22 protein-coding genes are annotated in these 24,578 nt (G+C 62.9%); 13 read left to right on the top strand and 9 right to left on the bottom strand.

Annotated elements, in window-relative coordinates:
* Window positions 1-24 precede the first annotated feature (24 nt).
* Window positions 25-2,532 (bottom strand): ABC transporter permease, encoded by a 2,508-nt coding sequence (locus Q9451_RS20620; protein ID WP_012271577.1) that lies wholly within the window; start codon window positions 2,530-2,532, stop codon window positions 25-27.
* The gene (locus tag Q9451_RS20615; protein WP_012271578.1) at window positions 2,532-3,215 is read right to left on the bottom strand and encodes an ABC transporter ATP-binding protein; all 684 of its coding nucleotides are present in this window, start codon (window positions 3,213-3,215) and stop codon (window positions 2,532-2,534) included. The genes Q9451_RS20620 and Q9451_RS20615 overlap by 1 nt, the downstream gene beginning before the upstream one ends.
* A 10-nt stretch (window positions 3,216-3,225) precedes the next feature.
* On the opposite strand from Q9451_RS20615, the gene Q9451_RS20610 reads away from it, so the two are divergent.
* The 3 genes from Q9451_RS20610 (at window position 3,226) to Q9451_RS20600 (ending at window position 5,271) form a co-directional block, all read left to right on the top strand.
* Complete coding sequence (locus tag Q9451_RS20610; RefSeq protein ID WP_041166452.1) at window positions 3,226-3,831, top strand: arylesterase; 606 nt, start codon at window positions 3,226-3,228, stop codon at window positions 3,829-3,831.
* A 58-nt stretch (window positions 3,832-3,889) separates the two neighbouring features.
* Window positions 3,890-4,180 carry a hypothetical protein gene (locus Q9451_RS20605; protein WP_012271580.1) on the top strand — a complete coding sequence of 97 codons (291 nt, stop codon included), beginning with the start codon at window positions 3,890-3,892 and terminating at the stop codon, window positions 4,178-4,180.
* A 113-nt stretch (window positions 4,181-4,293) separates the two neighbouring features.
* Window positions 4,294-5,271 (top strand): L,D-transpeptidase family protein, encoded by a 978-nt coding sequence (locus tag Q9451_RS20600; protein ID WP_012271581.1) that lies wholly within the window; start codon window positions 4,294-4,296, stop codon window positions 5,269-5,271.
* 132 nt (window positions 5,272-5,403) lie between these two features.
* Here the strand turns inward: Q9451_RS20600 and oprI are convergent, their stop codons facing one another.
* Window positions 5,404-5,655 (bottom strand): outer membrane lipoprotei OprI, encoded by a 252-nt coding sequence (oprI, locus tag Q9451_RS20595; RefSeq protein ID WP_003259780.1) that lies wholly within the window; start codon window positions 5,653-5,655, stop codon window positions 5,404-5,406.
* 506 nt (window positions 5,656-6,161) lie between these two features.
* Here oprI and Q9451_RS20590 point away from each other — a divergent pair.
* On the top strand, window positions 6,162-6,443 hold the full coding sequence (locus tag Q9451_RS20590; RefSeq protein ID WP_003250290.1) for a GNAT family N-acetyltransferase: 282 nt from the start codon (window positions 6,162-6,164) through the stop codon (window positions 6,441-6,443).
* A gap of 58 nt (window positions 6,444-6,501) precedes the next feature.
* Here Q9451_RS20590 and Q9451_RS20585 read toward each other — a convergent pair whose 3' ends face one another.
* Window positions 6,502-7,578 carry a 3-deoxy-7-phosphoheptulonate synthase gene (locus tag Q9451_RS20585; RefSeq protein WP_012271583.1) on the bottom strand — a complete coding sequence of 359 codons (1,077 nt, stop codon included), beginning with the start codon at window positions 7,576-7,578 and terminating at the stop codon, window positions 6,502-6,504.
* Between the two features lie 232 nt (window positions 7,579-7,810).
* On the opposite strand from Q9451_RS20585, the gene Q9451_RS20580 reads away from it, so the two are divergent.
* The 3 genes from Q9451_RS20580 to cysB all read left to right on the top strand — a co-directional run bounded on the left by Q9451_RS20580 (window position 7,811) and on the right by cysB (window position 10,496).
* Complete coding sequence (locus Q9451_RS20580; RefSeq protein WP_012271584.1) at window positions 7,811-8,758, top strand: putative 2-dehydropantoate 2-reductase; 948 nt, start codon at window positions 7,811-7,813, stop codon at window positions 8,756-8,758.
* A gap of 136 nt (window positions 8,759-8,894) precedes the next feature.
* Complete coding sequence (locus tag Q9451_RS20575; RefSeq protein WP_012271585.1) at window positions 8,895-9,392, top strand: universal stress protein; 498 nt, start codon at window positions 8,895-8,897, stop codon at window positions 9,390-9,392.
* Between the two features lie 129 nt (window positions 9,393-9,521).
* Window positions 9,522-10,496, top strand: coding sequence for an HTH-type transcriptional regulator CysB (cysB, locus tag Q9451_RS20570; protein ID WP_010953293.1), 975 nt, complete (start codon window positions 9,522-9,524; stop codon window positions 10,494-10,496).
* A gap of 38 nt (window positions 10,497-10,534) precedes the next feature.
* Here the strand turns inward: cysB and Q9451_RS20565 are convergent, their stop codons facing one another.
* The 5 genes from Q9451_RS20565 to Q9451_RS20545 form a co-directional block, all read right to left on the bottom strand.
* Complete coding sequence (locus tag Q9451_RS20565) at window positions 10,535-11,269, bottom strand: phosphoadenylyl-sulfate reductase (protein WP_003250299.1); 735 nt, start codon at window positions 11,267-11,269, stop codon at window positions 10,535-10,537.
* Between the two features lie 79 nt (window positions 11,270-11,348).
* Window positions 11,349-12,692 carry an aminodeoxychorismate synthase component I gene (gene pabB, locus Q9451_RS20560; RefSeq protein WP_012271586.1) on the bottom strand — a complete coding sequence of 448 codons (1,344 nt, stop codon included), beginning with the start codon at window positions 12,690-12,692 and terminating at the stop codon, window positions 11,349-11,351.
* A gap of 154 nt (window positions 12,693-12,846) precedes the next feature.
* Entirely contained in the window at window positions 12,847-13,827 is a 981-nt protein-coding gene (locus Q9451_RS20555; protein ID WP_012271587.1) for an alpha-L-glutamate ligase-like protein, read from the bottom strand.
* Window positions 13,827-15,362 (bottom strand): inactive transglutaminase family protein, encoded by a 1,536-nt coding sequence (locus tag Q9451_RS20550; RefSeq protein ID WP_012271588.1) that lies wholly within the window; start codon window positions 15,360-15,362, stop codon window positions 13,827-13,829. Before Q9451_RS20550 ends, Q9451_RS20555 begins: the two co-directional genes overlap by 1 nt.
* Window positions 15,363-15,367: 5 nt before the next feature.
* Window positions 15,368-15,904, bottom strand: a complete 537-nt coding sequence (locus Q9451_RS20545; RefSeq protein ID WP_012271589.1) for an ATP-dependent zinc protease — start codon at window positions 15,902-15,904, stop codon at window positions 15,368-15,370.
* A 306-nt stretch (window positions 15,905-16,210) separates the two neighbouring features.
* Here Q9451_RS20545 and Q9451_RS20540 point away from each other — a divergent pair, with 306 nt between their 5' ends.
* The 6 genes from Q9451_RS20540 to prpD all read left to right on the top strand — a co-directional run bounded on the left by Q9451_RS20540 (window position 16,211) and on the right by prpD (window position 24,572).
* Window positions 16,211-16,927 (top strand): GntR family transcriptional regulator, encoded by a 717-nt coding sequence (locus tag Q9451_RS20540; protein WP_012271590.1) that lies wholly within the window; start codon window positions 16,211-16,213, stop codon window positions 16,925-16,927.
* Entirely contained in the window at window positions 16,924-17,814 is an 891-nt protein-coding gene (gene prpB / locus Q9451_RS20535) for a methylisocitrate lyase (RefSeq protein WP_041166453.1), read from the top strand. The genes Q9451_RS20540 and prpB overlap by 4 nt, the downstream gene beginning before the upstream one ends.
* Before the next feature lie 60 nt (window positions 17,815-17,874).
* The gene (prpC, locus tag Q9451_RS20530; RefSeq protein ID WP_012271592.1) at window positions 17,875-19,002 is read left to right on the top strand and encodes a 2-methylcitrate synthase; all 1,128 of its coding nucleotides are present in this window, start codon (window positions 17,875-17,877) and stop codon (window positions 19,000-19,002) included.
* 169 nt (window positions 19,003-19,171) lie between these two features.
* Window positions 19,172-21,760: a Fe/S-dependent 2-methylisocitrate dehydratase AcnD gene (acnD, locus tag Q9451_RS20525; RefSeq protein ID WP_012271593.1), complete on the top strand. Its 2,589-nt coding sequence runs from the start codon at window positions 19,172-19,174 to the stop codon at window positions 21,758-21,760.
* A 64-nt stretch (window positions 21,761-21,824) separates the two neighbouring features.
* On the top strand, window positions 21,825-23,015 hold the full coding sequence (gene prpF, locus Q9451_RS20520; protein WP_012271594.1) for a 2-methylaconitate cis-trans isomerase PrpF: 1,191 nt from the start codon (window positions 21,825-21,827) through the stop codon (window positions 23,013-23,015).
* A 72-nt stretch (window positions 23,016-23,087) separates the two neighbouring features.
* Window positions 23,088-24,572 carry a 2-methylcitrate dehydratase gene (gene prpD / locus Q9451_RS20515; protein WP_012271595.1) on the top strand — a complete coding sequence of 495 codons (1,485 nt, stop codon included), beginning with the start codon at window positions 23,088-23,090 and terminating at the stop codon, window positions 24,570-24,572.
* The last annotated feature ends 6 nt before the right edge of the window (window positions 24,573-24,578 follow it).

The raw sequence follows: 24,578 nt of genomic DNA, 5'->3' as shown, positions 1-24,578 counted from the left end.
CCTCTTCGCGGGCACAGGCAGCCATCAAGTGTCGCGTAGAACCGCCAGCGGGCTAGCATTCAAGGCCCGTCGCGTCCCCAGTACCCCCGCACCCCCCACCAGCAACGCCCCCGCAAGCGGCAACACCAGCAACCACGGATGTGGGCTCCATTGCAGGTCAAAGGCGTAGCGGTACAGCACCAGGGTAATCAGTTCGCAGCCCACTGCAGCCAACAGCCCGCTGGCCGCTCCCAGCAAACCGAATTCGATACGCCGAGCCTTGACCAGCAACGGCCGCGCCGCCCCCAGGGCGCGCAGCAAGGCGCCCTGGCGAATGCGTTCGTCCAGTGTGGCCTGCAAGCCTGCGAACAGCACCGCCAGCCCGGCCGCCAGTACGAACAGCAGCACATACTCGACCGCCAGGGTCACCTGGGCGAGGATGCTGCGCAGCTGGTCGAGCAAGGCATCCACCTGCAGGATGGTCACTGCCGGAAACGCCCGTGACAGCGCCACCACATCCAGGTCATGCCCCGGTGCCAGGTAGAAGCTGGTCAGGTAGGTGGTCGGCAGCCCTTGTAGCGTGCCGGGCTGGAAGATCATGTAGAAATTCGGCTGGAAGCTGTCCCAGTGCACGCTACGCAGGCTGCTGACGCGGGCCTGGCGCTGCTGGCCGCCGATGTCGAAGGTCAGCAGGTCGCCCATGTGCAGTTTCAGGCTGCTGGCCAGTTCCGCTTCCACCGATACCCCGGGGATTTCGTTGTCGGCTGGCAAGGCTTGCCACCAGCTGCCGGCGGTCAGCGCGTTGCCTTCGGGCAATTCGGCGGCCCAGGTCAGGCTGAGGTCGCGCTGTACGGCGCGCTCGCCTGCCGAGTCCTTGCTGACGATCTGCTGTACCGGCTGCTCGTTGATCTGCACCAGGCGCCCGGGCGTCACCGGGTACAGCGGCGCTGAAGTGGCGTTGACCTGGTGCAGGCGTTGAGCGAACGGTTCGCGGTCATCCGGCAGGATGTTCAGGGCGAAATGGTTCGGCGCATCCTTGGGCAACTGCGCTTGCCAGGTGTCGAGCAGTTCTGCGCGCAGCAGGGCGACCAGGGCCATGGCCAGCAAAATCAAGCCGAAGGCCAGGGCCTGGCCGGCGGCAGCCATGGGGTGGCGTAACAGCTGGCCGAGCCCCAGGCGCCAGGTGAGTGGCGCGCCGGCCAGCAGCTGGCGCAGGCTGCGCAATCCGAGTAACAGCAGGCCACCGAGCAATAGTGCAGCGACCAGGCCGCCGCCGAGCAGGGCGAAAGTGAGCAGCAAGTCGAGGCTCAGGCGCCACATGATCAGGCCCAGGGCAAACAGAGCGGCGCCGTACACCAACCAGCTGCTGGGTGGTATCGGTAACAGATCACGGCGCAGTACCCGCAGTGGCGGAACTTGGCCCAGGGCGGCAATTGGCGGCAGGGCGAAGCCGGCCAGTGCAACCAGCCCGGTACCGATACCGGCCAGCGCCGGGATGATGCCACCGGCCGGTACCACGCTTGGCAGCAGGCCGTGCAGCAAGCGGAACAGGCCCAACTGAGCCAGCCAGCCGAGCAGGGCGCCGGCAAAGGCGGCGACGAGGCCGAGCATGGCCAACTGCAGGCAATACAAGCCCAGAGCCTGGCGGCGTGAGAGCCCCAGGCAGCGCAGCAGGGCGCTGGCGTCCAGGCGGCGTGCGGCGTAGCGGCTGGCCGAGAGGGCCACAGCCACGCCGGCCAGCAGCACGGCCACCAGGCTGGCCATGTTCAGGTAGCGTTCGGCCTTGCCCAGCGCGCCGCCGATCTGTTGGTTGCCATCGCGGGTGTCGCGCAGGCGCTGGTTGGCGGCCAGGTCTTTTTCCACGGCTTGGCGGTACCGGGCCAGTGCCTCGGCATCACCGCGCCACAGGTCGCGGTAGGTGACCCGGCTGCCCGGCTGGATCACGCCGGTTGCCCCCAGGTCGGCCAGGTTCATCATCACGCGCGGGGTAAGGCTGTAGAAGTTGTTGGCGCGGTCTGGCTCGTAGGTCAGCACGCGGCTCATGCGCAGGGTTTTCATGCCTACGTCGATGCTGTCACCAATCGCCAGCCCCAGTGCCGCCAGCAGGCGTGGTTCGACCCACGCCTCGCCAGGAGCAGGGCCGCCGCCAGGCGTTTCCTCGGCGTAAGGTGCCGGCGCGCTGCGTACTTGCCCGCGCAATGGGTAGGTGCCGTCGGCGGCCTTGACGCTGGACAGTTGGATGCCGTTATCGCCGCCCACCACACTGGTGAACTCGACCACCTGCGCGTGGCGCAAGCCAAGTGCCGTGCCGGTATCGATCTGTTGCTCGCGGGCGGGGGCACTGCCCTGCAGCACCAGGTCGGCACCCAGGAATTCGCTGGCGCGCAGTTGCATGGCACCGTTAAGGCGGGCGCCGAAATAGCCGATGGCGGTGCTGGCTGCCACCGCCACCAGCAGGGCAAAGAACAGCACGCGTACTTCGCTGGCGCGAATGTCGCGCAGCAACTGGCGCAGGGCCAGGCCGCACAGGCGGGATAACGGCATGTGGTTCATCAGGCTTCCACCGAGGTCACCAGGCGCCCCGCGTCCAGGCGGATCTGGCGGCGGCAGCGCCGGGCCAGGCGTTCGTCATGGGTGACCAGCACCAGGGTGGTGCCGCGCTCCTTGTTCAATTCAAACAGCAAGTCGCTGATGCGCTCACCCGTGTGGCTGTCGAGGTTGCCGGTGGGTTCGTCGGCAAACAACACCGCAGGCTGTGCGGCGAAGGCGCGGGCGATGGCCACCCGCTGCTGCTCGCCGCCCGACAGTTGGCGTGGGGTGTGGCTCAGGCGCTTGCCGAGGCCGACCCGTTCCAGCAGGGTGCGCGCCTGTTCGCGTGCATCGCGGCGGCCGTCCAGCTCCAGTGGCAGCATGACGTTTTCCAGCGCATTGAGGCTGTCGAGCAGTTGGAACGACTGGAACACGAAGCCCACATGTTCGGCGCGCACACGGGCGCGCTGGTCTTCATCCAGTGGCCCCAGGTCATGGCCGGCGAGAATGACCTTGCCAGCGCTGGGCTGGTCGAGGCCCGCGAGCAGGCCGAGCAGCGTCGACTTGCCAGAGCCCGAGGCGCCGACGATGGCCAAGCTGTCACCCTGGGTGAGATCAAGGGAAAGTGCGTGGAGGATGGTCAGGTCGCCTTCCGCGCTGGGGACCACTTTGCTAAGGTTCTGCGCAACGAGAATGCTGGGGCTCATGGAGAATCCGATGCGAGTGTGGTGGTTGAGTGCCGGTCTGGCCCTGTATTGCCTGGCCCAGAGCGCGGCGGCGGGAACGCTGCTGATTGTTGGCGATAGTATCAGCGCCGGTTTTGGCCTGGATACCCGCCAGGGTTGGGTGTCTCTCTTGCAGACCCGCCTCAAGGACGAAGGTTTCGATGACAAAGTGGTCAATGCATCGATCAGCGGCGACACCAGCGCAGGCGGCCAGGCACGGCTGCCGGCGCTGCTTGCAGCCCATAAACCCAGCCTGGTGGTGTTGGAGCTGGGCGGTAACGATGGCCTGCGCGGGCAGCCGCCCGCGCAATTGCAACAAAATCTTGCGTCGATGATCGAGCGTTCGCGCCAGGCTGGTGCCAAGGTACTTTTGTTGGGCATGCGCCTACCGCCCAATTATGGTGTGCGCTACACCACCGCATTTGCCAACGTGTATGAACAGCTGGCAGCGGACAAGCAGGTGCCCTTGGTGCCGTTTTTCCTTGAAGGGGTAGGGGGCGTGCCTGAGCTGATGCAGGCCGACGGCATCCATCCGGCGCAGGGTGCCCAGCAGCGCCTGCTGGAAAATGCCTGGCCAGCGATAAAACCCTTGCTGTGAAGCTTTAAACGAGGGCGCCTTTCGGCTAATGTTGCGCCCCCCGTTTCGAGTGCCCCCAATGCCGCGCCCTGCCTGGTCCCTGTTTGCCTACCAACTGATCGAGCCTGACGAGCAGCTCGACTTGTTCGCCTGCCAGGAAATCCGTGTTCACCTCGTGGCCCGCCAGCTTGAGCTGGGTGTGCCAGTCGACCGTACCTTGTGCGGTGGTCTGCTACCTGCGCAGCCGCGCTGGTCGGGGGTGCCGCGCTCGATCTACCGCGATGGCCGCCTGTGTGACCTATGCCGTGCCATCCTCGATGCCCAGCGACGCGGCATGCGCCCGGTGTGGCCTGAGCTGCATGGCAGCTGAACGGCAAGCACCTTTCATCATCTGAAACGCTTGCATGACGCCAATGCCTCCCGCTTGCACTGGCGCGGGTGTACAATCGATCCTCTTGACCCACCTTTCGAAGGATTTACCGGATGTTGCCGCGCTTTCCTGCCGTCACCCGTAGCCTGTCCCTGGCCGCCCTGCTGGTAGCGGGCCCCGCTGCTGCGCTGGAGCTGCCACTGCCACCGCCCGGTGAAGACATCGTCGGCCAGGTGCATGTGATCAAGGCAAAGTACGAGGACACGTTCGCCGATATCGGCACCGCCAACGACCTCGGCTACCTGGAAATGATTGCCGCCAACCCGGGCGTCGACCCCTGGCTGCCGGGCGCCGGCACCGAAATCATCCTGCCGACCCGTTACGTCTTGCCGCCGGGCCCGCGTGAAGGCATCGTCATCAACCTGGCCGAGTACCGCCTGTATTACTTCCCGAAAGGGCAGAACGTGGTACATACCTTCCCGCTGGGTATTGGCCGGGAGGGTTGGGGTTCGCCGATCGCCAACACCAAGATCACTGCCAAGACGCCAAACCCGACCTGGACGCCGCCTGCCTCGATTCGCAAAGAGCACGCAGCGGACGGTGACATCCTGCCCGCCGTGGTGCCGGCTGGCCCGGACAACCCGCTGGGGCCGTTCAAGTTCACCTTGGGTGTGCCGGGCTACCTGATCCACGGTTCGAACAAGAAGTTCGGCATTGGTATGCGTACCAGCCACGGTTGCTTCCGCATGCTCAACAACAACGTGCTGGAACTGTCGAAGATGGTGCCGGTGGGTACTCCGGTACGCATCATCAACGAGCCGTACAAGTTTGGTATCAGTGGCGGCAAGGTCTATCTTGAGGCACACACGCCGCTGGATGACCAGGGTAACCCGTCAGTGGTGGACAAACACACCGCCGTTATCAATGCCTTGCTCAAGCGCGAAGACCTGGCCAATAACCTGCGCATGAACTGGGACATGGTGCGAGACGTGGTGGCTGCAGAAGATGGCATGCCGGTAGAAATTGCCGTGCCCGTGGAAAACCAGGGTGGCACACCAATGGTTACGAGCATTCCGCCCGAACTGCAGTAAGGTAATCGCGACACACCCGGGCCTGCCTTAGTGCAGGCCTTTTCGTACCCGCCTGACGTGTTTGCCCGTTTCACAGGCAATAAAAAAGCCGACCCACAAGTGGGTCGGCTTCTTAACAATCCGTGAGGATTATTACTTGCGGCTGGCTTTGTCCAGCATACGCAGAGCGCGCTCGTTGGCTTCGTCAGCGGTCTGCTGAGCCTTCTGAGCGGCTGCCAGTGCGTCGTCAGCCTTACGGTAGGCTTCGTCAGCACGAGCTTGAGCGCGAGCTGCTGCGTCTTCAGTCGCAGTCAGACGAGCTTCGGTTTCTTTGGATACGCTGCTGCAACCGGTAGCCAGAACTGCGGCCAGAGCCAGAGCAGAGAATTTCAGAACGTTGTTCATCGTGTTCCCCTTCAAGGACTTTCTATTAAATAGCCATCTCTCAGGAAAGAGAAACTGGCCGGCGTACATAGTACCCATTACTTGTAGTAAGTAAACTGACAGAGCGCAAGAACTGCAAAAAAAATGTTGCTTGACCCTGCGCCGACAAGATTTGCGACGCTTCTGTGAAAAAAACGTGCAGGGTTCGCAAGCGATTGTAGTACAGGAACTTTTTTGTTGAACTAAGGGTGACTTTAACTGTCCCTCAGCGTCTTAAGCCCTAGAACATCCGGCGGCTGTTGGGTGGGATGGGGAAAGTCGCCCTGATGCCATTTTGGCCATTTTTAACCGCCGCCACCTTGAGCAATCACGCTCGCGGCGCCTACTATCTTGTGAGTGCCAGAGGATCCGAACGATTACAATCGTCCAGTGGTCGAAGGGGCAACAGGTGGCGTAGAGATTCTGTGCCGGATAAACAACCATCGGTTAAGGTATGGGTCTGCCGAGAAGACCTGCAAGGAGTAGTGATGAGCGAAGCGCTGACCATCCACCATGACCAGGCGGGTCATCAGTTCGAGACCAACGTGGACGGTCATCGTGCCTATCTGACGTACATGGATTTGGGCAAGCAGACGCTGGACATCTATCGCACCTTCGTGCCCAACGCCCTGCGCGGCCGCGGGATCGCTGCCGCTTTGACCGAACGAGCCCTGGAGTACGCCGAGCAGATGGGCTACACGGTGATTCCGTCCTGCTCGTATGTGGAGCGCTACATGGAGCGCCAGCAGCGGCATTCGAGCAAAGCCTGAGCAGGCACCAGACACCAAAACGCCGGGCATTGCCCGGCGTTTTTCGTTGTTGCAATGCTTAGCCGCGCTTGCGCTGCGGCAGCACATCTTTCAGCTTGGTACGCATGCTGCGCAGGGTCTTCTCGGTAGCCGACCAGTCGATGCAGGCGTCGGTGATCGACACACCATACTGCAGCTCGTCCAGGTTTTTCGGTATCGACTGGCAGCCCCAGTTCAGGTGGCTTTCGACCATCAGGCCGATGATCGACTGGTTGCCTTCGAGGATCTGGTTGGCAACGTTTTCCATGACCAGCGGTTGCAGGGCCGGGTCCTTGTTGGAATTGGCATGGCTGCAGTCGACCATGATGTTGGCCTTGATCTTGGCCTTGGCCAGGTCCTGTTCGCACAGGGCAACGCTGACCGAGTCGTAGTTCGGCTTGCCGTTGCCGCCGCGCAGTACCACGTGGCCGTAAGGGTTGCCCTTGGTGGTAACGATCGATACACCGCCTTCCTGGTTGATACCCAGGAAGCGATGCGGCTTGGACACCGACTGCAAAGCGTTGATGGCAACGGTCAGGCCGCCGTCGGTGCCGTTCTTGAAGCCGACCGCCGAGGACAGGCCCGAGGCCATCTCGCGGTGGGTTTGCGACTCGGTGGTGCGAGCACCAATGGCCGACCAGCTGATAAGGTCTTGCAGGTATTGCGGGGAAATCGGGTCGAGCGCCTCGGTGGCAGTCGGCAGGCCCATTTCAGCCAGGTCCAGCAGCAGCTGGCGGCCGATGTGCAGGCCGTCCTGGATCTTGAACGAGTCATCCAGGTATGGGTCGTTGATCAGGCCTTTCCAGCCGACGGTGGTGCGTGGCTTTTCGAAGTACACGCGCATGACCAGGTACAGCGTATCGGACACTTCTTCGGCCAGCACTTTCAGGCGCTCGGCATACTCGTGGGCGGCCTTGATGTCGTGGATCGAGCAAGGGCCGACCACGACGAACAGGCGATGGTCCTTGCCGTCGAGAATATTGCGCACCACTTCACGGCCGGCAGTCACGGTCTGCAGGGCCTTGGCGCTGAGGGGGATTTCCTTCTTGAGCTGATCAGGGGTGATCAGGGTCTCGTTGGAGGCAACGTTCAAGTCATCGATCGGTAAATCAGCCATCGTGTTACTCGTCAGGTCACGGGTGCCGGCCGCCAACAATCCCCGTGCGGCCCAGCAGCAAGAATAATCGCAGCGGGGAGCCGAACCTTAGCGCGTTACAGGTGGCGCGACAATGGGCTAAGCCCAGTCATTGTGGGGTTTTTCCCTGTTCGAGGGGGTTGCGCGCGAATGGGCTGCCCAGCGCGGCTCAACCTGTGTAAAAAGAGGGCTGACCCTATAGCTGGAGATTGGCATGCATTCGAACACCCCGCGCATCGGCATCATCGGCAGTGGCGCCATTGGCGGCTTTTATGGGTTGATGCTGGCCCGGGCCGGTTTCGATGTGCATTTTCTGCTGCGCAGCGAGTATCAGGCCGTTCGCGAGCAGGGGCTTAGCCTGGACAGTGCCGTGCATGGCACGCTGCAAATGAAGGTGCAGGCTTACGTCAATGCCGCCGACATGCCGCCGTGTGACTGGCTGCTGATCGGTGCCAAGGCCACCAGCAACGCGCAGCTTGCGCCGTTGATCGTCCAGGCCGCTGCGCCCGGCGCCAAGGTGGTGCTGTTGCAGAATGGCCTGGGTGTGGAGGAACAGTTGCGCTCGGCCTTGCGCAGCGACATGCATCTGCTTGGCGGCCTGTGCTTCATCTGTGTCAATCGCCAGGCACCGGGTGTAATCCGTCACCAGGCTCTAGGTGCGGTCAATCTGGGGTACCACAGCGGGCCGGCCATTGATGGTGGCGCCGCGCTGGTCGCGGAAGGCGCCGGGTTGTTCCAGGCCGCGGGCATCGATTCGCAGGCCATGCCGAACCTGGCCCTGGCTCGCTGGCAGAAGTTGGTGTGGAACGTGCCTTACAACGGCCTGTCGGTGCTGCTGGGGGCGAGCACCACGCCGCTGATGGCCGAGCGCCATAGTCGCGAGCTGATCCAGGCCTTGATGGCCGAGGTGGTGCAGGGGGCGGAAGCCTGTGGTCATGTGTTACCGGAGGGCTACGCCGAGCACTTGTTCCAGGTGACCGAGCGCATGCCCGACTACTGGCCGAGCATGTACCACGACCATGCCCACCAGCGCCCCCTTGAACTGCAGGCTATCTATGCCGAGCCGCTGGCACGCGCTCGGGCGGCGGGGTGCAGCCTGCCACGCATGGAGATGCTGTATCAGGCGCTGAGTTTCATCGACAGCAGTGATCGGCCCCACTGAAGGCGGCTTCGGCCTTGGCGGCACTCGCTGTGGGTCGCTCCAGCCCACGCCAGCAGCGCGCCGGACGGCAAAGCGTGCATCCGGCGCGCTGCTAAGCTGAAGCTTGCTCTGCCGCTGCGGCAGTCGAGGAGGTCGAATGATCCGCTCCATGCTGTACGCCACCGACCTCGGTGTCTACGCCCCTTTCGTGATGCAGCACGCGCTGGCGTTGGCGCGCACGTTCAACGCCGAATTGTATGTGATTCACGCGGTAGAGCCGATGGGCCAGTTCGCCGAATCCCTCCTGCAAAGCTACCTCGATGAGCAGACGCTCGACCAGTTGCATAGCCAAGGCGTGAACACGGTGATGGCGAATATAGAGCAGCGGGTGCTGGAAAGCTTTCGCGACGAGCTAGGTGAAGAAGCCGATCTGGCGGTGATCAGAGCCGTGCGGGTACGGCAGGGCGACCCGGCCCAAGTGATTCTCGACCAGGCGCAGCGGCTAAGCGTCGACCTGTTGATATTCGGTAGCCACAGCGCCGGTGCCGGGGTGGACGTACCGCTGGGGCGCACGGCGGTGCGGCTGCTGCAATTGTCGCCGGTGCCGGTGTACATGGTGCCTTTGGCGCAGCACCTGGGGCGTAGGAAAACATGAAGATGGCTGTAGGCCATTTCCGGCTGGCGCGTAACAAAATAGTTCTAGATTTATTTCCAGAACCACTAATATAGTTATATATCGTCGCTGCCTGCTGCCGCGGACTCATCGCTGAACCGAGGGGAACCTATGAAGCTTCAACAACTGCGCTACATCTGGGAAGTGGCGCACCATGACCTCAACGTCTCCGCGACGGCGCAGAGCCTGTATACCTCCCAGCCAGGTATCAGCAAGCAGATCCGCCTGCTCGAAGACGAACTGGGTGTTGAAGTCTTTGCCCGCAGTGGCAAGCATCTGACCCGCGTTACTCCGGCCGGTGAGCGCATCATCAATACCGCAGGCGAAATCCTGCGCAAGGTCGAGAGCATCAAGCAGATCGCCCAGGAGTTCTCCAACGAGAAGAAGGGCACGCTGTCCATTGCCACTACCCATACCCAGGCGCGTTATGCACTGCCGCCGGTAATCAGCAGTTTCATCAAGCAATACCCGGAAGTGTCCCTGCACATGCATCAGGGCTCACCCATGCAGATTGCCGAGATGGCTGCGGACGGTACGGTCGACTTCGCTATCGCTACCGAGGCGCTGGAGCTGTTCGGCGACCTGATCATGATGCCGTGCTACAAGTGGAACCGTTGCGTGGTGGTGCCGCAAGGTCACCCACTGGCCAAGCTGCCGAAGCTGACCCTGGAAGCCGTTGCCGAATACCCGATCGTTACCTACGTGTTCGGTTTCACCGGGCGTTCGAAGCTGGACGAAGCCTTCAACCACCGAGGCCTCACGCCGAAAGTTGTATTCACCGCGGCTGACGCCGACGTGATCAAGACCTATGTACGCTTGGGGTTGGGCGTGGGCATCGTTGCTGGCATGGCCGTGGATGCCAAGCTCGACAGTGACCTGGTGGCCCTGGACGCCAGCGAGCTGTTCGAAGCCAGCATTACCAAGATCGGCTTCCGCCGTGGCACCTTCCTGCGTGGCTTCATGTGCGACTTCATCGAGAAGTTCGCCCCGCACCTGACCCGCGAAGTGATGGCCAAGGCGATTCAGTGCCATAACAAGCAGGAGCTGGAAGAACTTTTCGAAGGCGTCGAACTGCCAGTGCACTGATTCAAGAATGCTGGGGCTGCATAGCAGCCCCGGCTATTTCAAGCCTTGCTGATCAGGTTGCCCGCGTGCAACCCGCATTCCTTCTGCGTCGACTCTTCCCACCACCAACGCCCTTCACGCTCATGCTGGTTCGGCAGCACCGGCCGGGTGCACGGCTCGCAACCAATGCTGATGAAGCCGCGCTCATGCAGGCTGTTGTACGGCAGTTCAAGCATGCGGATATAGCCCCACACCTCTTCACTGCTCATCTGCGCCAGCGGGTTGAACTTGTACAGCGTACGTTCAGGGGTGGAGAAGGCACTGTCGATTTCCAGTGCCGCCACCTGGCTGCGGGTGCCCGGGCTCTGGTCGCGGCGCTGGCCGGTAGCCCAAGCGCTGACGGTGGCCAACTTGCGGCGCAACGGCTCGATCTTGCGAATGCCGCAGCACTCCCCATGGCCATCCTTGTAGAAGCTGAACAGGCCCTTTTCCTTGACGAACGGGTCGAGCTTGGCCCGATCAGGGCTGAGGATTTCGATCGGCAGGTTGTACTGCTCGCGTACCTGGTCGATGAACCGGTAGGTCTCCGGGTGCAGGCGACCGGTGTCGAGGCTGAACACCTTGACTTGCTTGTTCAGCTTCCAGGCCATGTCGACCAGCACCACGTCCTCGGCGCCGCTGAAGGAGATCCACAGGTCATCACCAAAATGCTCGAACGCGAGCTTGAGAATGTCCTGTGGGGACTTGTTGGCGTAGGTCGCGGCCAGGGCGGCGACGTCGAAGGGTTGGCTCATCAGGCGGTTTCCATCTTGGCTGTGGCGCTGTGCGCTCGTAATGAGGTGATGGTAACAAAAAAACGCGGGCTAGACGGACTCACAAGCCCTGCAAGGTTTGCATCAGCACCCGCACTTTGGCGATCGACTCTTCATATTCGGCCTGCCACTCGGAGTCGGCTACCACCGCGCCGCCGCCCCAGCAACTGACCTGGCCGTCCTTGACCAGCAGGCTGCGAATGGCGATGGAGCTGTCCATCTCGCCGCGCACATCCACATACAGCAGAGAGCCGCAGTACAGCGCACGGCGCGATGGCTCCAGCTCGTCGATGATCTGCATGGCGCGGATTTTCGGTGCACCGGTGATCGAGCCGCCGGGGAAGCTGTCGCCGATCAGGTCCAGCGCGTCCTTGTCGCTGGCCAGCTGGCCGGTGATGCTGCTGACCAGGTGGTGGACGTTGGGGTAGCTCTCCAGGCTGAACAGCTCCGGTACCTGCACTGAACCGATTTTGCAGGTGCGCCCCAAATCGTTGCGCAGCAGGTCGACGATCATCAGGTTTTCCGAGCGGTCCTTGGGGCTGTGCAGCAACTCTTCGGCATTGCGCGTGTCTTCGGTCGGGTCGCTGGCGCGTGGGCGGGTGCCCTTGATGGGGCGGGTTTCCACCTGGCCCTGGTTGACGCGAATGAAGCGTTCAGGCGAAAAGCTCAGTAAGGCGCTGCCGTCGGCCAGTTGCTGGTAGCCGGAGAACGGCGTTGGGCAGGCCTGGCGCAGGGCCTGGTAGGCGCGCCACGGGTCGCCCTGGCAGGGGGCGCGGAAGCGTTGGGTGAGGTTGATCTGGTAGCAGTCACCGGCCTGGATGTAGCGTTGTACCTGGTCAAAGGCTGCTTTGTACTGCTCGGGCTGCAGGTCGCCGGCCATCGGCGCGAGCAGCTGGAACTCGCCGGCTTCGGCGTTGATTTCGCCTTGGAACAGGCTGATCAGGCGTTGGCGTTCGTCAGCTGCCAGGTTTGGGTGAAACACCAGTTGGCTGGTGCCGAGCAGATGGTCGCTGACCAATGCCCAAGCGTACAGGCCCAGTTGGGCGTCTGGCAGGCCGAGGTCGTCCACGGCATGGCTTGGCAGGTGTTCCAGGCGGCGTCCGAAGTCATAGCTCAGGTAGCCGATCAGGCCGCCGGCGAAGGGCAGTTCTACACCGTCGGGCAAGTCGGCGTAACCCAGTTGAGCCAGGCCGACCCGCAGGCGCTGAAGGAAGGCGCGGCCTTCTTCGTGCGGGTGCGCTCGCAACTGTTGCAGCGGCCAGGCGCTGAGCAGGTCGAAGCGGCCGCGTTCGGCGCCAGGGCGGGCGCTGTCGAGCAGAATTGCGCCGGGGGCCTGGCGCAGGCGGGCGAAATAGGCGGCAGGGTCGGGCTGGTAGGGCAGGGGGTAAAGCGTACAGGTCGGCATCAGTGTGGACGGCGATGTAAAAGCGAGGAGGGCGATTGTAGACCTGTGTAGGAAAAGCGCCTAGCACTGGGCGCGACATTCAACATTGTGTTTGGCCCATTCGCAGCACAAGGCTGATCCTGCATTAGGGGCTGCAATGCAGCCCCCCGGTATCTCAGCGGTTGGGTACGTGCCCAAACAGCCCTTGCGCGACCCGTACCCGCTGCTCGGCATCCTCGGTCACGCCGTCCTTGGCCAGCGCTTCGATATGCGCCTCGATGGCATGGGTACGCTGGGTCAAACCGCAGTCGTTGGCAATCTGGATGTTCAGTCCCGGGCGGGCATTGAGCTCCAGAATCAACGGCCCCTTTTCCTGGTCCAGCACCATGTCCACGCCAATGTAGCCCAAGCCGCACAGCTCGTAACAGCCGGCGGCCAGCTTCATGAAACCGTCCCAGTTCGGCAGCTGCACGCCGTCCACCGCATTGGTGGTGTCCGGGTGTTTGCTGATGATGTTGTTCAGCCAGGTGCCACGCAGGGTCACGCCGGTGGCCAGGTCCACACCCACACCAATGGCGCCCTGGTGCAGGTTGGCCTTGCCACCGGACTGGCGGGTTGGCAGGCGCAGCATGGCCATTACCGGGTAGCCCATCAGCACGATGATGCGGATATCCGGCACGCCTTCGTAGCTGATGCTCTTGAAGATCTGGTCCGGGGTCACCCGGTACTCGATCAGCGCGCGGTCGCGGTGCCCGCCGAGCGAGTACAGGCCAGTGAGGATGCTGGAAATCTGGTGCTCGATTTCCTCATGGCTGATGATCTTGCCCGACACCGTGCGGTAGCGGTCTTCGAAGCGGTCGGCGATCACCAGGATGCCGTCACCGCCGGCGCCCTGCGCCGGCTTGATGACGAAATCGTTGCGCCCGCCAATGATCTGGTCGAGCTTCTCGATCTCTTTTTCGGTCTCGATGATGCCGTACATTTCCGGCACATGGATGCCGGCCGCCAGGGCGCGCTCCTTGGTGATGATCTTGTCGTCGACGATCGGGTACAGGTGGCGCTTGTTGTACTTCAACACGTAGTCCGCGTTGCGCCGGTTGATACCCATGATGCCCCGGGCCTCCAGGGCTTTCCACGTCTTGATCAGGCCAAACATCAGGCGTCAGCCTTCTTCAGAAAAGCCTTGAAACGCACGAGCTCGGTCAGGCGGTAGCCGCGATAACGGCCCATCGCCAGCATGAAGCCCACCAGGATCAGCAGTACGGCCGGGAAGGTGAATACGAAGTACACCAGTTCCGGCACCATCATCAGCAGGTGTGCCACCGAGGCGGCGAACAGGGTGCCGATGGCCACTTTCATGGCATGGCCGCCGCCACGCTCTTCCCAGGTGATCGACAGGCGTTCGATGGTCATGGTCAGGATCACCATCGGGAACAGCGCCACCGACAGCCCGCGCTCCAGGCCCAGTTTATGGCTGAACAGGCTGATGGCGGCGATCAGTACCACGACGAAGGTCAGCACCACCGACAGGCGTGGCAGCATCTGCAGCTTGAGGTGTTCCAGGTACGAGCGCAGTGACAGGCCCAGGGCGGTGATCACCGTGAACAGCACGATGCCAAAGCCTAGCTGGGTCTCGCGGAAGGCCAGGGCAATCAGTACCGGTGTGAAGGTACCCAGGGTCTGCAGGCCGATGAGGTTGCGCAACACCAGGATCACCAGCACGCCGATCGGGATCATGACCATGATCATGAAGGTTTGCTGGGTTTGCAGCGGCAGGCCGTACAACGAGTACTCGAGGAAGTCGGCGTCGGTGTTCTCGTCGGTCAGCTTGGCCAGGCGAATGGCGTTCATCTCGCTGTTGTTCATGCTGAAGGTGACGTTGGCCTTCTTGCCGCCATCGACGGTGATCAGGTTGTCGTCACCCGTCCACCACAGCAGGCGGTCGCTCGGCAGGCCTTGCTCGCCGGTGTCCGGGTTGAAGTACAGCCAGTCGTTGCCGTTGAAGCTGCGCAGCCACAGTTCCGGGGTCTGCGGGGTGTCGGCGACCAGGCGGATGGTGTGCACCTTTTCCATCGGCACGTGGGCGATCGACAGCAGCAGGTCGATGATCTGGGCCTTCTTCATGGCCGAAGTGTCGCCGGCCAGCAGCAGCTTGACGTTGTCATCGTTGAGGTTGTTGACCCGCTTGATGGTCTCGCTGACGAAGGTTTCGACGTCGGCCGAGTGCTGGCGGATCGGTGCCATCAGGGCTTCAGCGGCGATCTTCTCGGGGCCTTCGACGGCCAGGCTGTCACGGAAGGTCGGGCCTTTGACCGTGGTCTTCTCGTTGCTGTAGCGCTTGGTCAGCACCAGGCGGTAGTAGAGGGTCTGGTTGCCACTGGCGCGGCGGGCCGACCAGGTGACCTTGCGGTTGCCGTCGGCGCGGTTGACGCTGACCCCGTAGTTGTTGGAGATGAAGCTCTCGTTCAGGCTGACGTAGTCGCGGTTCAGCGGCGGCACGAACATCTGCACCTTGACCGGGTCCTTGGTGCTGGCCACGAACTCGACCTTGGCGTCGATGTTCCACAGGTCGTCGGTTTCATCCTCGGTCACCGGGATGCCGAGGAAGAAGATCTGATAAGCCGTGACCGCCACGCCCAATAGCACCAGTACGGTGATCAGGACTTTCAGATGGAGGGTAAGAGAGCGCATCGGGATTACTCTGCTTTGGGAGCGTCGGTGGCACAGGCAGGTTTGCCGGCCGCATATTTAAGGCTTGGGTCAACCAGCGCGTCGAAGTGCTTGAGCGCCTCGGAGCCGATCAGCAGCGGGAACTGGAAGGCGCTGCGGTCGGTGAGGTTCACTTCGATGGTGCGCATGGCCTGGCCCATGCAGATTTCGAGTTCGATGACCGGGCGGGCCGTGTAGGCCTTGCCCGATTCGGCATCATAGTCGCCAGCCCGGCGCTTGATCTTGCTTACGCGTGCCAGTGGGCGCTCGATCGGGTGCGAATGGGCCGCATCGATGGCGAGGTAGAAGCGTACCCAGCTTTCGCCGTTGCGCTTGAACCGCTTGATGTCGCGGGCGCTGAGCGACGCGGTCTTGGCACCGGTGTCGAGCTTGGCGGCCACTTCCAGGTTCAGGTCGCCCAGCTGTGCGTATTCGTTGAGACCATACACGGTCTTGCCCGCAGCCTGGCCAAGGGCCGGCAGCAGGGTGAGGCATAGCAGCAATAAAACGGGTGTAAGTCTCATAATCCTGGCGCGGTGCAGTGCAAGGTTCTAGGCAAGGTTCGGGTCAAGGCGACTGGCAACGGCTGCGCAAGCTTCCTCGTGTATCTGTCAACAAGCATGAATGTATGACAGACAGGCTATCCATACCCCATTGGAGGCGCGGCATTCTATCACGCCGACGTCTTGACGCCAGCGGTGCGCGATCTGACAGCATCAAGGCGGTGATAGTTCGTTCTTAGACGATTGTCGACAATATTCATTTTGTCTTTGACTTGATGGGCTCTGTTGGTTAATTTCTGGCGAAGAGTTTTTCAAGGTGTCGACAATATGCAGGACCTTTCCACCCCTGGCCCAGTGCTGGCAGACGAAACGGAAACACTTTCCGAAAACGTCTTCCGGCGCATCCAGGCGGCCATCGTCAAGGGTGAAATCGCCCCCGGCAGCAAGATTTCCGAGCCGGAACTGGCGCGCACCTATGGCATCAGCCGTGGGCCGCTGCGCGAGGCTATCCACCGCCTTGAAGGCCAGCGCCTGCTGGTGCGCGTGCCGCATGTAGGGGCGAGGGTAGTGTCGCTCAACCACGCCGAGCTGATCGAACTGTACGAAATTCGCGAGTCCCTGGAAGGCATGGCCTGCCGGCTGGCGGCCGAACGCATGAGCCAGGCCGACATCGACGAGTTGCGCCGGGTGCTCGACACCCACGAGCGCGACGCTGCGTTCCAGGCCGGCCTGGGTTACTACCAGCAGGAAGGCGACTACGACTTCCACTACCGGATTATTCAGGGTAGCGGTAACCAGACCCTGGTCAAGATGCTCTGCGGCGAGCTGTACCAGCTGGTGCGCATGTACCGCATCCAGTTCTCCGCCACGCCCAACCGGCCGCGTCAGGCCTTTGCCGAGCACCACCGCATTCTCGATGCCATCGCCGACCGTGACGGCGAACTGGCCGAGCTCCTGATGCGCCGCCATATCGGTGCATCCAAACGCAATATCGAGCGCCACTATCTGGACGCCCACAACAACAGCCCACGAGGTGAGAAATGACTGTGAAGAGCACCCCCGGTCAGCGTTTCCGCGATGCCGTTGCCGCTGAACATCCGCTGCAGGTGGTTGGCGCCATCAATGCCAACCATGCCCTGTTGGCCAAGCGTGCCGGCTTCAAGGCCATCTACCTGTCCGGTGGAGGCGTGGCCGCAGGCTCCCTGGGCCTGCCGGACCTGGGCATCAGTGGCCTGGACGACGTGCTCACCGACGTGCGCCGTATCACCGATGTCTGCGACGTGCCGCTGTTGGTGGATGTCGACACTGGCTTCGGTGCCTCGGCCTTCAACGTTGCCCGTACCGTGCGCTCGATGAGCAAGTTCGGCGCTGCCGCGATCCATATCGAGGACCAGGTTGGCGCCAAGCGTTGCGGCCATCGCCCGAACAAGGAAATTGTCACCCAGCAGGAAATGGTCGACCGCATCAAGGCTGCCGTGGATGCCCGCAGCGATGACAGCTTCGTGATCATGGCGCGTACCGACGCGTTGGCCGTCGAAGGCCTGAACGCTGCCCTGGACCGTGCCGAGGCCTGCATCGAGGCCGGCGCCGACATGGTCTTCCCGGAAGCCATCACCGAACTGCAGATGTACAAGACTTTCGCCGATCGGGTGAAGGCACCGATTCTGGCCAACATCACCGAGTTCGGCGCCACGCCGCTGTACACCACCGAAGAACTGGCTTCGGTCGACGTGTCGCTGGTGCTGTACCCACTGTCGGCGTTCCGCGCCATGAACAAGGCGGCCGAGAACGTGTACACCGCGCTGCGTCGTGACGGCACGCAGAAAAACGTGATCGACACCATGCAAACCCGCATGGAGCTCTACGATGCCATCGGCTATCACGCCTTCGAGCAGAGCCTTGATGCGTTGTTTGCCCAGAAGAAGGGCTGAGCGACATCTCCCGAATTAGCCAGAAAGCATCCATAACAAATTCAAGAAAGGAGAAACACCATGGCCGAAGCAAAAGTACTCAGTGGCGCAGGCCTGCGTGGCCAGGTGGCCGGCCAGACTGCACTGTCGACCGTGGGCCAGGCCGGTGCCGGGCTGACCTATCGGGGTTACGATGTACGTGACCTGGCGGCCGGTGCCGAATTTGAAGAAGTCGCCTACCTGCTGCTGTACGGCGAGCTGCCAACCCAAGCCGAGCTTGCCGACTACAAACGTAAGCTCAAGGGCCTGCGTGACCTGCCGCAAGCATTGAAGGAGGTGCTGGAGCGCATCCCGCGCGACGCCCACCCGATGGACGTGATGCGCACTGGCTGTTCGGTGCTGGGAACCCTCGAACCCGAACTGACCTTCGAGGCCCAGCGCGACAAGACCGACCGCCTGCTGGCGCTTTTCCCAGCCGTGATGTGCTACTGGTACCGCTTCACCCACCATGGCGTGCGCATCGACTGCACCAGCGAAGAAGACACCCTTGGTGGCCACTTCCTGCACCTGCTGCACGGCAAGAAGCCAAGCGAGCTGCACGTCAAGGTCATGAACGTGTCGCTGATTCTCTACGCCGAGCACGAGTTCAACGCCTCGACCTTCACTGCGCGTGTCTGCGCCTCGACCCTGTCCGACCTGTACTCCTGCATTACCGCTGCCATCGGCTCGCTGCGCGGCCCGCTGCACGGCGGTGCCAACGAAGCCGCGATGGAGCTCATCGAGCGCTTCCAGAGCCCGCAGGAAGCCACTGCCGAGCTGCTGCGCATGCTCGAGCGCAAGGACAAGATCATGGGCTTCGGCCATGCCATCTACAAAGAGTCCGACCCGCGCAACGAGGTGATCAAGGGCTGGTCGAAGCAACTGGCCGACGAAGTGGGCGACAAGGTGCTGTACCCGGTTTCCGAAGCCATCGACAAGACCATGTGGGAGCAGAAGCGCCTGTTCCCGAACGCCGACTTCTACCATGCTTCGGCTTACCACTTCATGGGCATCCCGACCAAGCTGTTCACCCCGATCTTCGTCTGCTCGCGCCTGACCGGCTGGGCGGCGCACGTCTTCGAGCAGCGCGCCAACAACCGCATCATCCGCCCGAGCGCCGAGTATGTCGGCGTCGAGCAGCGCCAGTTCGTGCCGATCGAGCAGCGCTGAGTCAGAGATTGCTGGGGCTGCTGCGCAGCCCTTTCGCGACACAAGGCCGATCCCACAGGGACGGCGCAGTACCTGTGGGGGCGGCTTTGTGTCGCGAAAGGGGCGCGTAGCGCTCCCGAGGCCTGAGCCGCACCTGCCCCCGAATACCGTGACCGAGCCTGATAACGATATGAACACAGCATTCCGCAAGCACCTGCCAGGCACCGACCTGGACTACTTCGATGCCCGTGCGGCGGTCGAGGCGATCAAGCCCGGCGCCTACGACGGCCTGCCATACACCTCCCGCGTGCTCGCCGAAAACCTGGTGCGTCGCTGCGACCCGGCCACGCTCGACGCCTCGCTGAGCCAGCTGATCGAGCGCAAGCGCGACCTCGACTTCCCGTGGTTCCCGGCCCGGGTGGTGTGCCACGACATTCTCGGCCAAACCGCGCTGGTCGATCTCGCCGGCCTGCGTGATGCCATCGCCGATAAAGGTGGTGACCCGGCTGCCGTCAACCCGGTGGTGCCGGTGCAACTGATCGTCGACCACTCGCTGGCCGTGGAGTGCGGTGGTTTCGACCCGCAGGCTTTCGAGAAGAACCGCGCCATCGAAGACCGCCGCAACGAAGACCGCTTCCACTTCATCAACTGGACCAAGAAGGCGTTCAAGAACGTCGACGTGATCCAGCCGGGCAACGGCATCATGCACCAGATCAATCTGGAGAAGATGTCGCCGGTGATCCATAACGACCGTGGCGTGGCCTATCCGGACACCTGCGTCGGCACCGACAGCCACACCCCGCATGTCGATGCCCTGGGCGTGATCGCCATCGGCGTGGGCGGCCTGGAGGCCGAGAACGTGATGCTCGGGCGCGCCTCCTGGATGCGCCTGCCGGAAATCGTCGGTGTCGAGCTGACCGGCAAGCTGGCGCCGAACATCACCGCCACCGACCTGGTGCTGGCTCTGACCGAGTTCCTGCGCAAGCAGAAGGTGGTCGGCGCATATCTGGAGTTTCACGGTGAGGGTGCCCGCGCCCTGACCCTGGGCGATCGCGCCACCATTTCCAACATGGCCCCGGAATACGGCGCCACTGCAGCGATGTTCGCCATCGACCAGCAGACCATCGACTACCTGCGCCTGACCGGCCGTGAAGAGCAGCAGGTCAAGCTGGTGGAGACCTACGCCAAGGCCGCCGGCCTGTGGGCCGACAGCCTGGGCGCTGCCGTTTATGAGCGTACCCTGAGCTTCGACCTGTCGAGCGTGGTGCGCAACATGGCCGGCCCGTCCAACCCGCATGCTCGCGTGGCCACCAGCGACCTGGCGGCCAAAGGCATCGCCGGCAGTTGGGAAGAGGTACCGGGGCAAATGCCTGATGGCGCGGTGATCATCGCCGCCATCACCAGTTGCACCAACACCAGTAACCCGCGCAACGTGATTGCCGCAGGCTTGATTGCACGCAATGCCAACCGGCTGGGGCTGGCCCGCAAGCCGTGGGTCAAGTCATCGCTGGCGCCAGGCTCCAAGGCCGTGCAGTTGTATCTGGAAGAGGCCGGCCTGGAGAAGGAACTGGAGCAACTCGGCTTTGGCATCGTCGCCTTCGCCTGCACCACTTGCAACGGTATGTCCGGCGCCCTCGACCCGGTGATCCAGCAAGAGATCATCGACCGCGACCTGTACGCCACCGCCGTGCTGTCGGGTAACCGCAACTTCGACGGGCGTATCCATCCGTATGCCAAACAGGCTTTCCTGGCTTCACCGCCGCTGGTGGTGGCCTACGCCATCGCCGGTACCATCCGCTTCGACATCGAGAAGGATGTGCTGGGTGTGGTCGATGGCAAGGAAATCCGCCTGAAGGATATCTGGCCCAGCGATGAAGAAATCGATGCCGTGGTGCGTGCCGCGGTCAAGCCGGAGCAGTTCCGCAAGGTGTATATCCCGATGTTCGCCATCGAGGAGGACCGTGGGCCGAAAGTGGCGCCGCTGTACGACTGGCGCCCGATGAGTACCTACATCCGCCGCCCACCCTACTGGGAAGGCGCCCTGGCGGGCGAGCGCACGTTGCGTGGCATGCGCCCGCTGGCGGTGCTGCCGGACAACATCACCACCGACCACCTGTCGCCATCGAACGCCATCATGCTCGACAGCGCCGCCGGTGAGTACCTGGCAAAAATGGGCCTGCCGGAAGAGGACTTCAACTCCTACGCTACCCACCGTGGCGACCACCTCACCGCCCAGCGCGCCACCTTTGCCAACCCCAAGCTGTTCAACGAAATGGTGCGCAAGGAAGATGGCAGCGTGAAGCAGGGCTCGCTGGCGCGTATCGAGCCGGAAGGCAAGGTCACCCGCATGTGGGAGGCGATCGAAACCTACATGCAGCGCAAGCAGCCGCTGATCATCGTTGCCGGTGCGGACTACGGCCAGGGCTCGTCCCGTGACTGGGCGGCCAAGGGTGTGCGCCTGGCGGGTGTCGAGGCAATCGTCGCCGAAGGCTTCGAGCGTATTCACCGCACCAACCTGGTGGGTATGGGTGTATTGCCGTTGGAGTTCAAACCCGGCACCGACCGCAAGACCTTGGGCCTGGACGGCAGCGAGACCTACGATGTGCTCGGTGCGCGCACGCCGCGGGCAACGCTGACGCTGGTGGTCACTCGGGCCAATGGCGAGCGGCTGGAAGTGCCGGTCACTTGCCGCCTGGACACTGCCGAGGAAGTGTCGATCTACGAAGCGGGTGGTGTGCTGCAGCGCTTTGCCCAGGACTTCCTCGAAGCGACCGCCTGAGTATGAAGCGGGGCCGCTTTGCGGCCCCAGGGTATTTCACCGGACTATCAGGATGCCCAAGACAATGGCACATGTACCGCAAGTAAAAATCCCCGCCACCTACATCCGCGGCGGCACCAGCAAAGGCGTGTTCTTCCGCCTGCAAGACCTGCCCGAGCAGGCGCAAATCCCCGGCCCCGCCCGCGATGCACTGCTGCTGCGGGTAATCGGCAGCCCCGACCCCTACGGCAAGCAGATCGACGGCATGGGCGGTGCGACGTCCAGCACCAGCAAGACCGTGATCCTGTCGCGAAGCATCAAGCCCGAGCACGATGTCGATTACCTGTTCGGCCAAGTCAGCATCGACAAGGCCTTCGTCGACTGGAGCGGCAATTGCGGCAACCTGTCCGCTGCGGTCGGTTCGTTCGCCATCAGCAGCGGCCTGGTCGACCCGGCGCGCATACCGCGCAACGGTATCGCCACCGTGCGCATCTGGCAGGCGAACATCGGCAAGACCATCATCGCCCATGTGCCGGTCACCGAAGGCGAGGTGCAGGAAACCGGCGATTTCGAGCTGGACGGGGTGACCTTCCCGGCGGCCGAGGTGCAGCTGGAGTTTCTTGACCCGGCCGCCGACGAGGACGGCGACGGGGGTGCCATGTTCCCTACCGGCAAGCTGGTCGATGACCTGGAAGTGCCGGGTGTGGGCACCTTCAAGGCGACCTTGATCAATGCCGGCATCCCGACCATTTTTGTCAATGCTGCCGATATCGGCTACACCGGTACCGAACTGCAGGACGCTATCAATGGCGACCCGCAGGCACTGCTGCGTTTTGAGACCATTCGCGCCTATGGCGCCTTGCGCATGGGCCTGATCGACAATGTCGACCAGGCTGCCGGGCGTCAGCACACACCAAAAGTGGCGTTCGTTGCGCCACCGAGCACCTACACTGCGTCCAGTGGCAAGCCGGTGCAGGCAGGCGATATCGACCTGCTGGTACGGGCCCTGTCGATGGGCAAGCTGCACCATGCCATGATGGGTACGGCGGCGGTGGCAATCGGCACCGCAGCGGCCATTCCGGGCACGCTGGTCAACCTCGCCGCTGGCGGGGGCGAGCGCAGCGCCGTGCGTTTCGGTCATCCCTCGGGCACCCTGCGGGTCGGCGCCGAGGCGCGTCAGGAGAAGGGTGAGTGGACGGTGACCAAGGCAATCATGAGCCGCAGTGCTCGCGTGCTGATGGAGGGCTGGGTTCGCGTGCCTGGCGACAGCTTCTAACGCACCAGCGGCGCTCGGCTTTAGTCAGTTGGGGCTGCTGTGCAGCCCCGGCAATTCTGAAGGGAGCTGGATATGAGCGCCAACGTAGACCTCAATGACCGCCCGGACTACGACCGGGTGCTGCAAACCCTGGCCGACTACGCCCTCGGTTATCGGGTCGATTCCGCTGAAGCCCTGGACACCGCGCGCAACTGCCTGATGGACACCCTGGGCTGCGGTCTTCTCGCCTTGCGCTTCCCTGAGTGCACCAAGCTGCTGGGGCCATTGGTGGAAGGTACCGTGGTGCCCCATGGGGCTCGCGTTCCTGGCACCGCCTACCGCCTCGATCCGGTCAAGGCTGCCTGGGATATCGGTTGTGCCGTGCGCTGGCTGGACTATAACGACACCTGGCTGGCCGCCGAATGGGCTCACCCTTCAGACAACCTTGGCGGCATCCTGGCCGTTGCTGATCACCTGTCACAAAAGCGCGTGGCCGCTGGTGAAGCGCCGTTGCTGATGCGTGATGTGCTCGAAGCCATGGTCATGGCCCACGAGATTCAGGGTGTGCTGGCGCTGGAAAACTCGTTCAACCGTGTTGGGCTCGACCACGTGATTCTGGTGAAGGTAGCCTCGACCGCCGTGTGCGCCAGGCTGATGGGGGCCAACCGCGAGCAGATGCTCTCGGCCTTGTCCCACGCCTTCGTCGACGGCCAGGCCCTGCGCACATACCGCCATGCGCCCAACGCGGGCTCACGCAAGTCTTGGGCCGCGGGTGATGCGTCCAGCCGGGGCGTGCGCCTGGCCGATATCGCCTTGCGTGGCGAGATGGGCGTGCCGGGTGTGCTTACGGCGCCGCAATGGGGCTTCTACGACGTATCGTTCAGCCATACCAACAAGGACTTGGCGCTCAAGCCTGCTGGGCAGTACGAGCTGCGTCTGCCCCAGGCCTTGGGCAGCTATGTGATGGAAAACGTGCTGTTCAAGGTCAGCTTTCCTGCCGAGTTTCATGCTCAGACCGCCTGTGAGGCGGCCGTCACCCTGCATCCGCGTGTACGAAACCGCCTGCACGAAATCGACCGCATCGTCATCACCACCCAGGAGTCGGCGATCCGCATCATTTCCAAAAGCGGCCCGCTGGCCAACGCCGCCGACCGCGACCATTGCCTGCAGTACATGGTGGCGGTGCCGCTGATCTTCGGCCATTTGGTGGCTGAGCATTATGAGGATGCCTTCCATGCCAACCACCCGAGCATCGATCGTTTGCGCGAGAAGATGGAGGTGGTGGAAGACCCGCGCTTCAGCCGCGAGTACCTGGAACCGGACAAGCGTTCGATCGCTAACGCGCTGCAGGTATTCTTCAAGGATGGCAGCAGCACCGAGCAAGTGCTGGTGGAGTATCCGATCGGGCATCGGCGGCGGCGTGGAGAAGGCATACCGTTGCTGGAGGCCAAGTTCAGGGCCAACCTGGCGACCCGTTTCGCGCGGCAGCGGTGTGGCGAGATTGGAGAGCTGTGCAAGGACCAGCAGCGGCTGGAGCGCACAGCGGTGCACGGGTTCGTGGATTTGTTCGTGATCTGAGGTCGG

Source organism: Pseudomonas sp. NY8896 (assembly GCF_039634505.1).
Note: the sequence above shows the minus strand (reverse complement) of the source record. Positions and strands in the feature narration are given on the sequence as shown.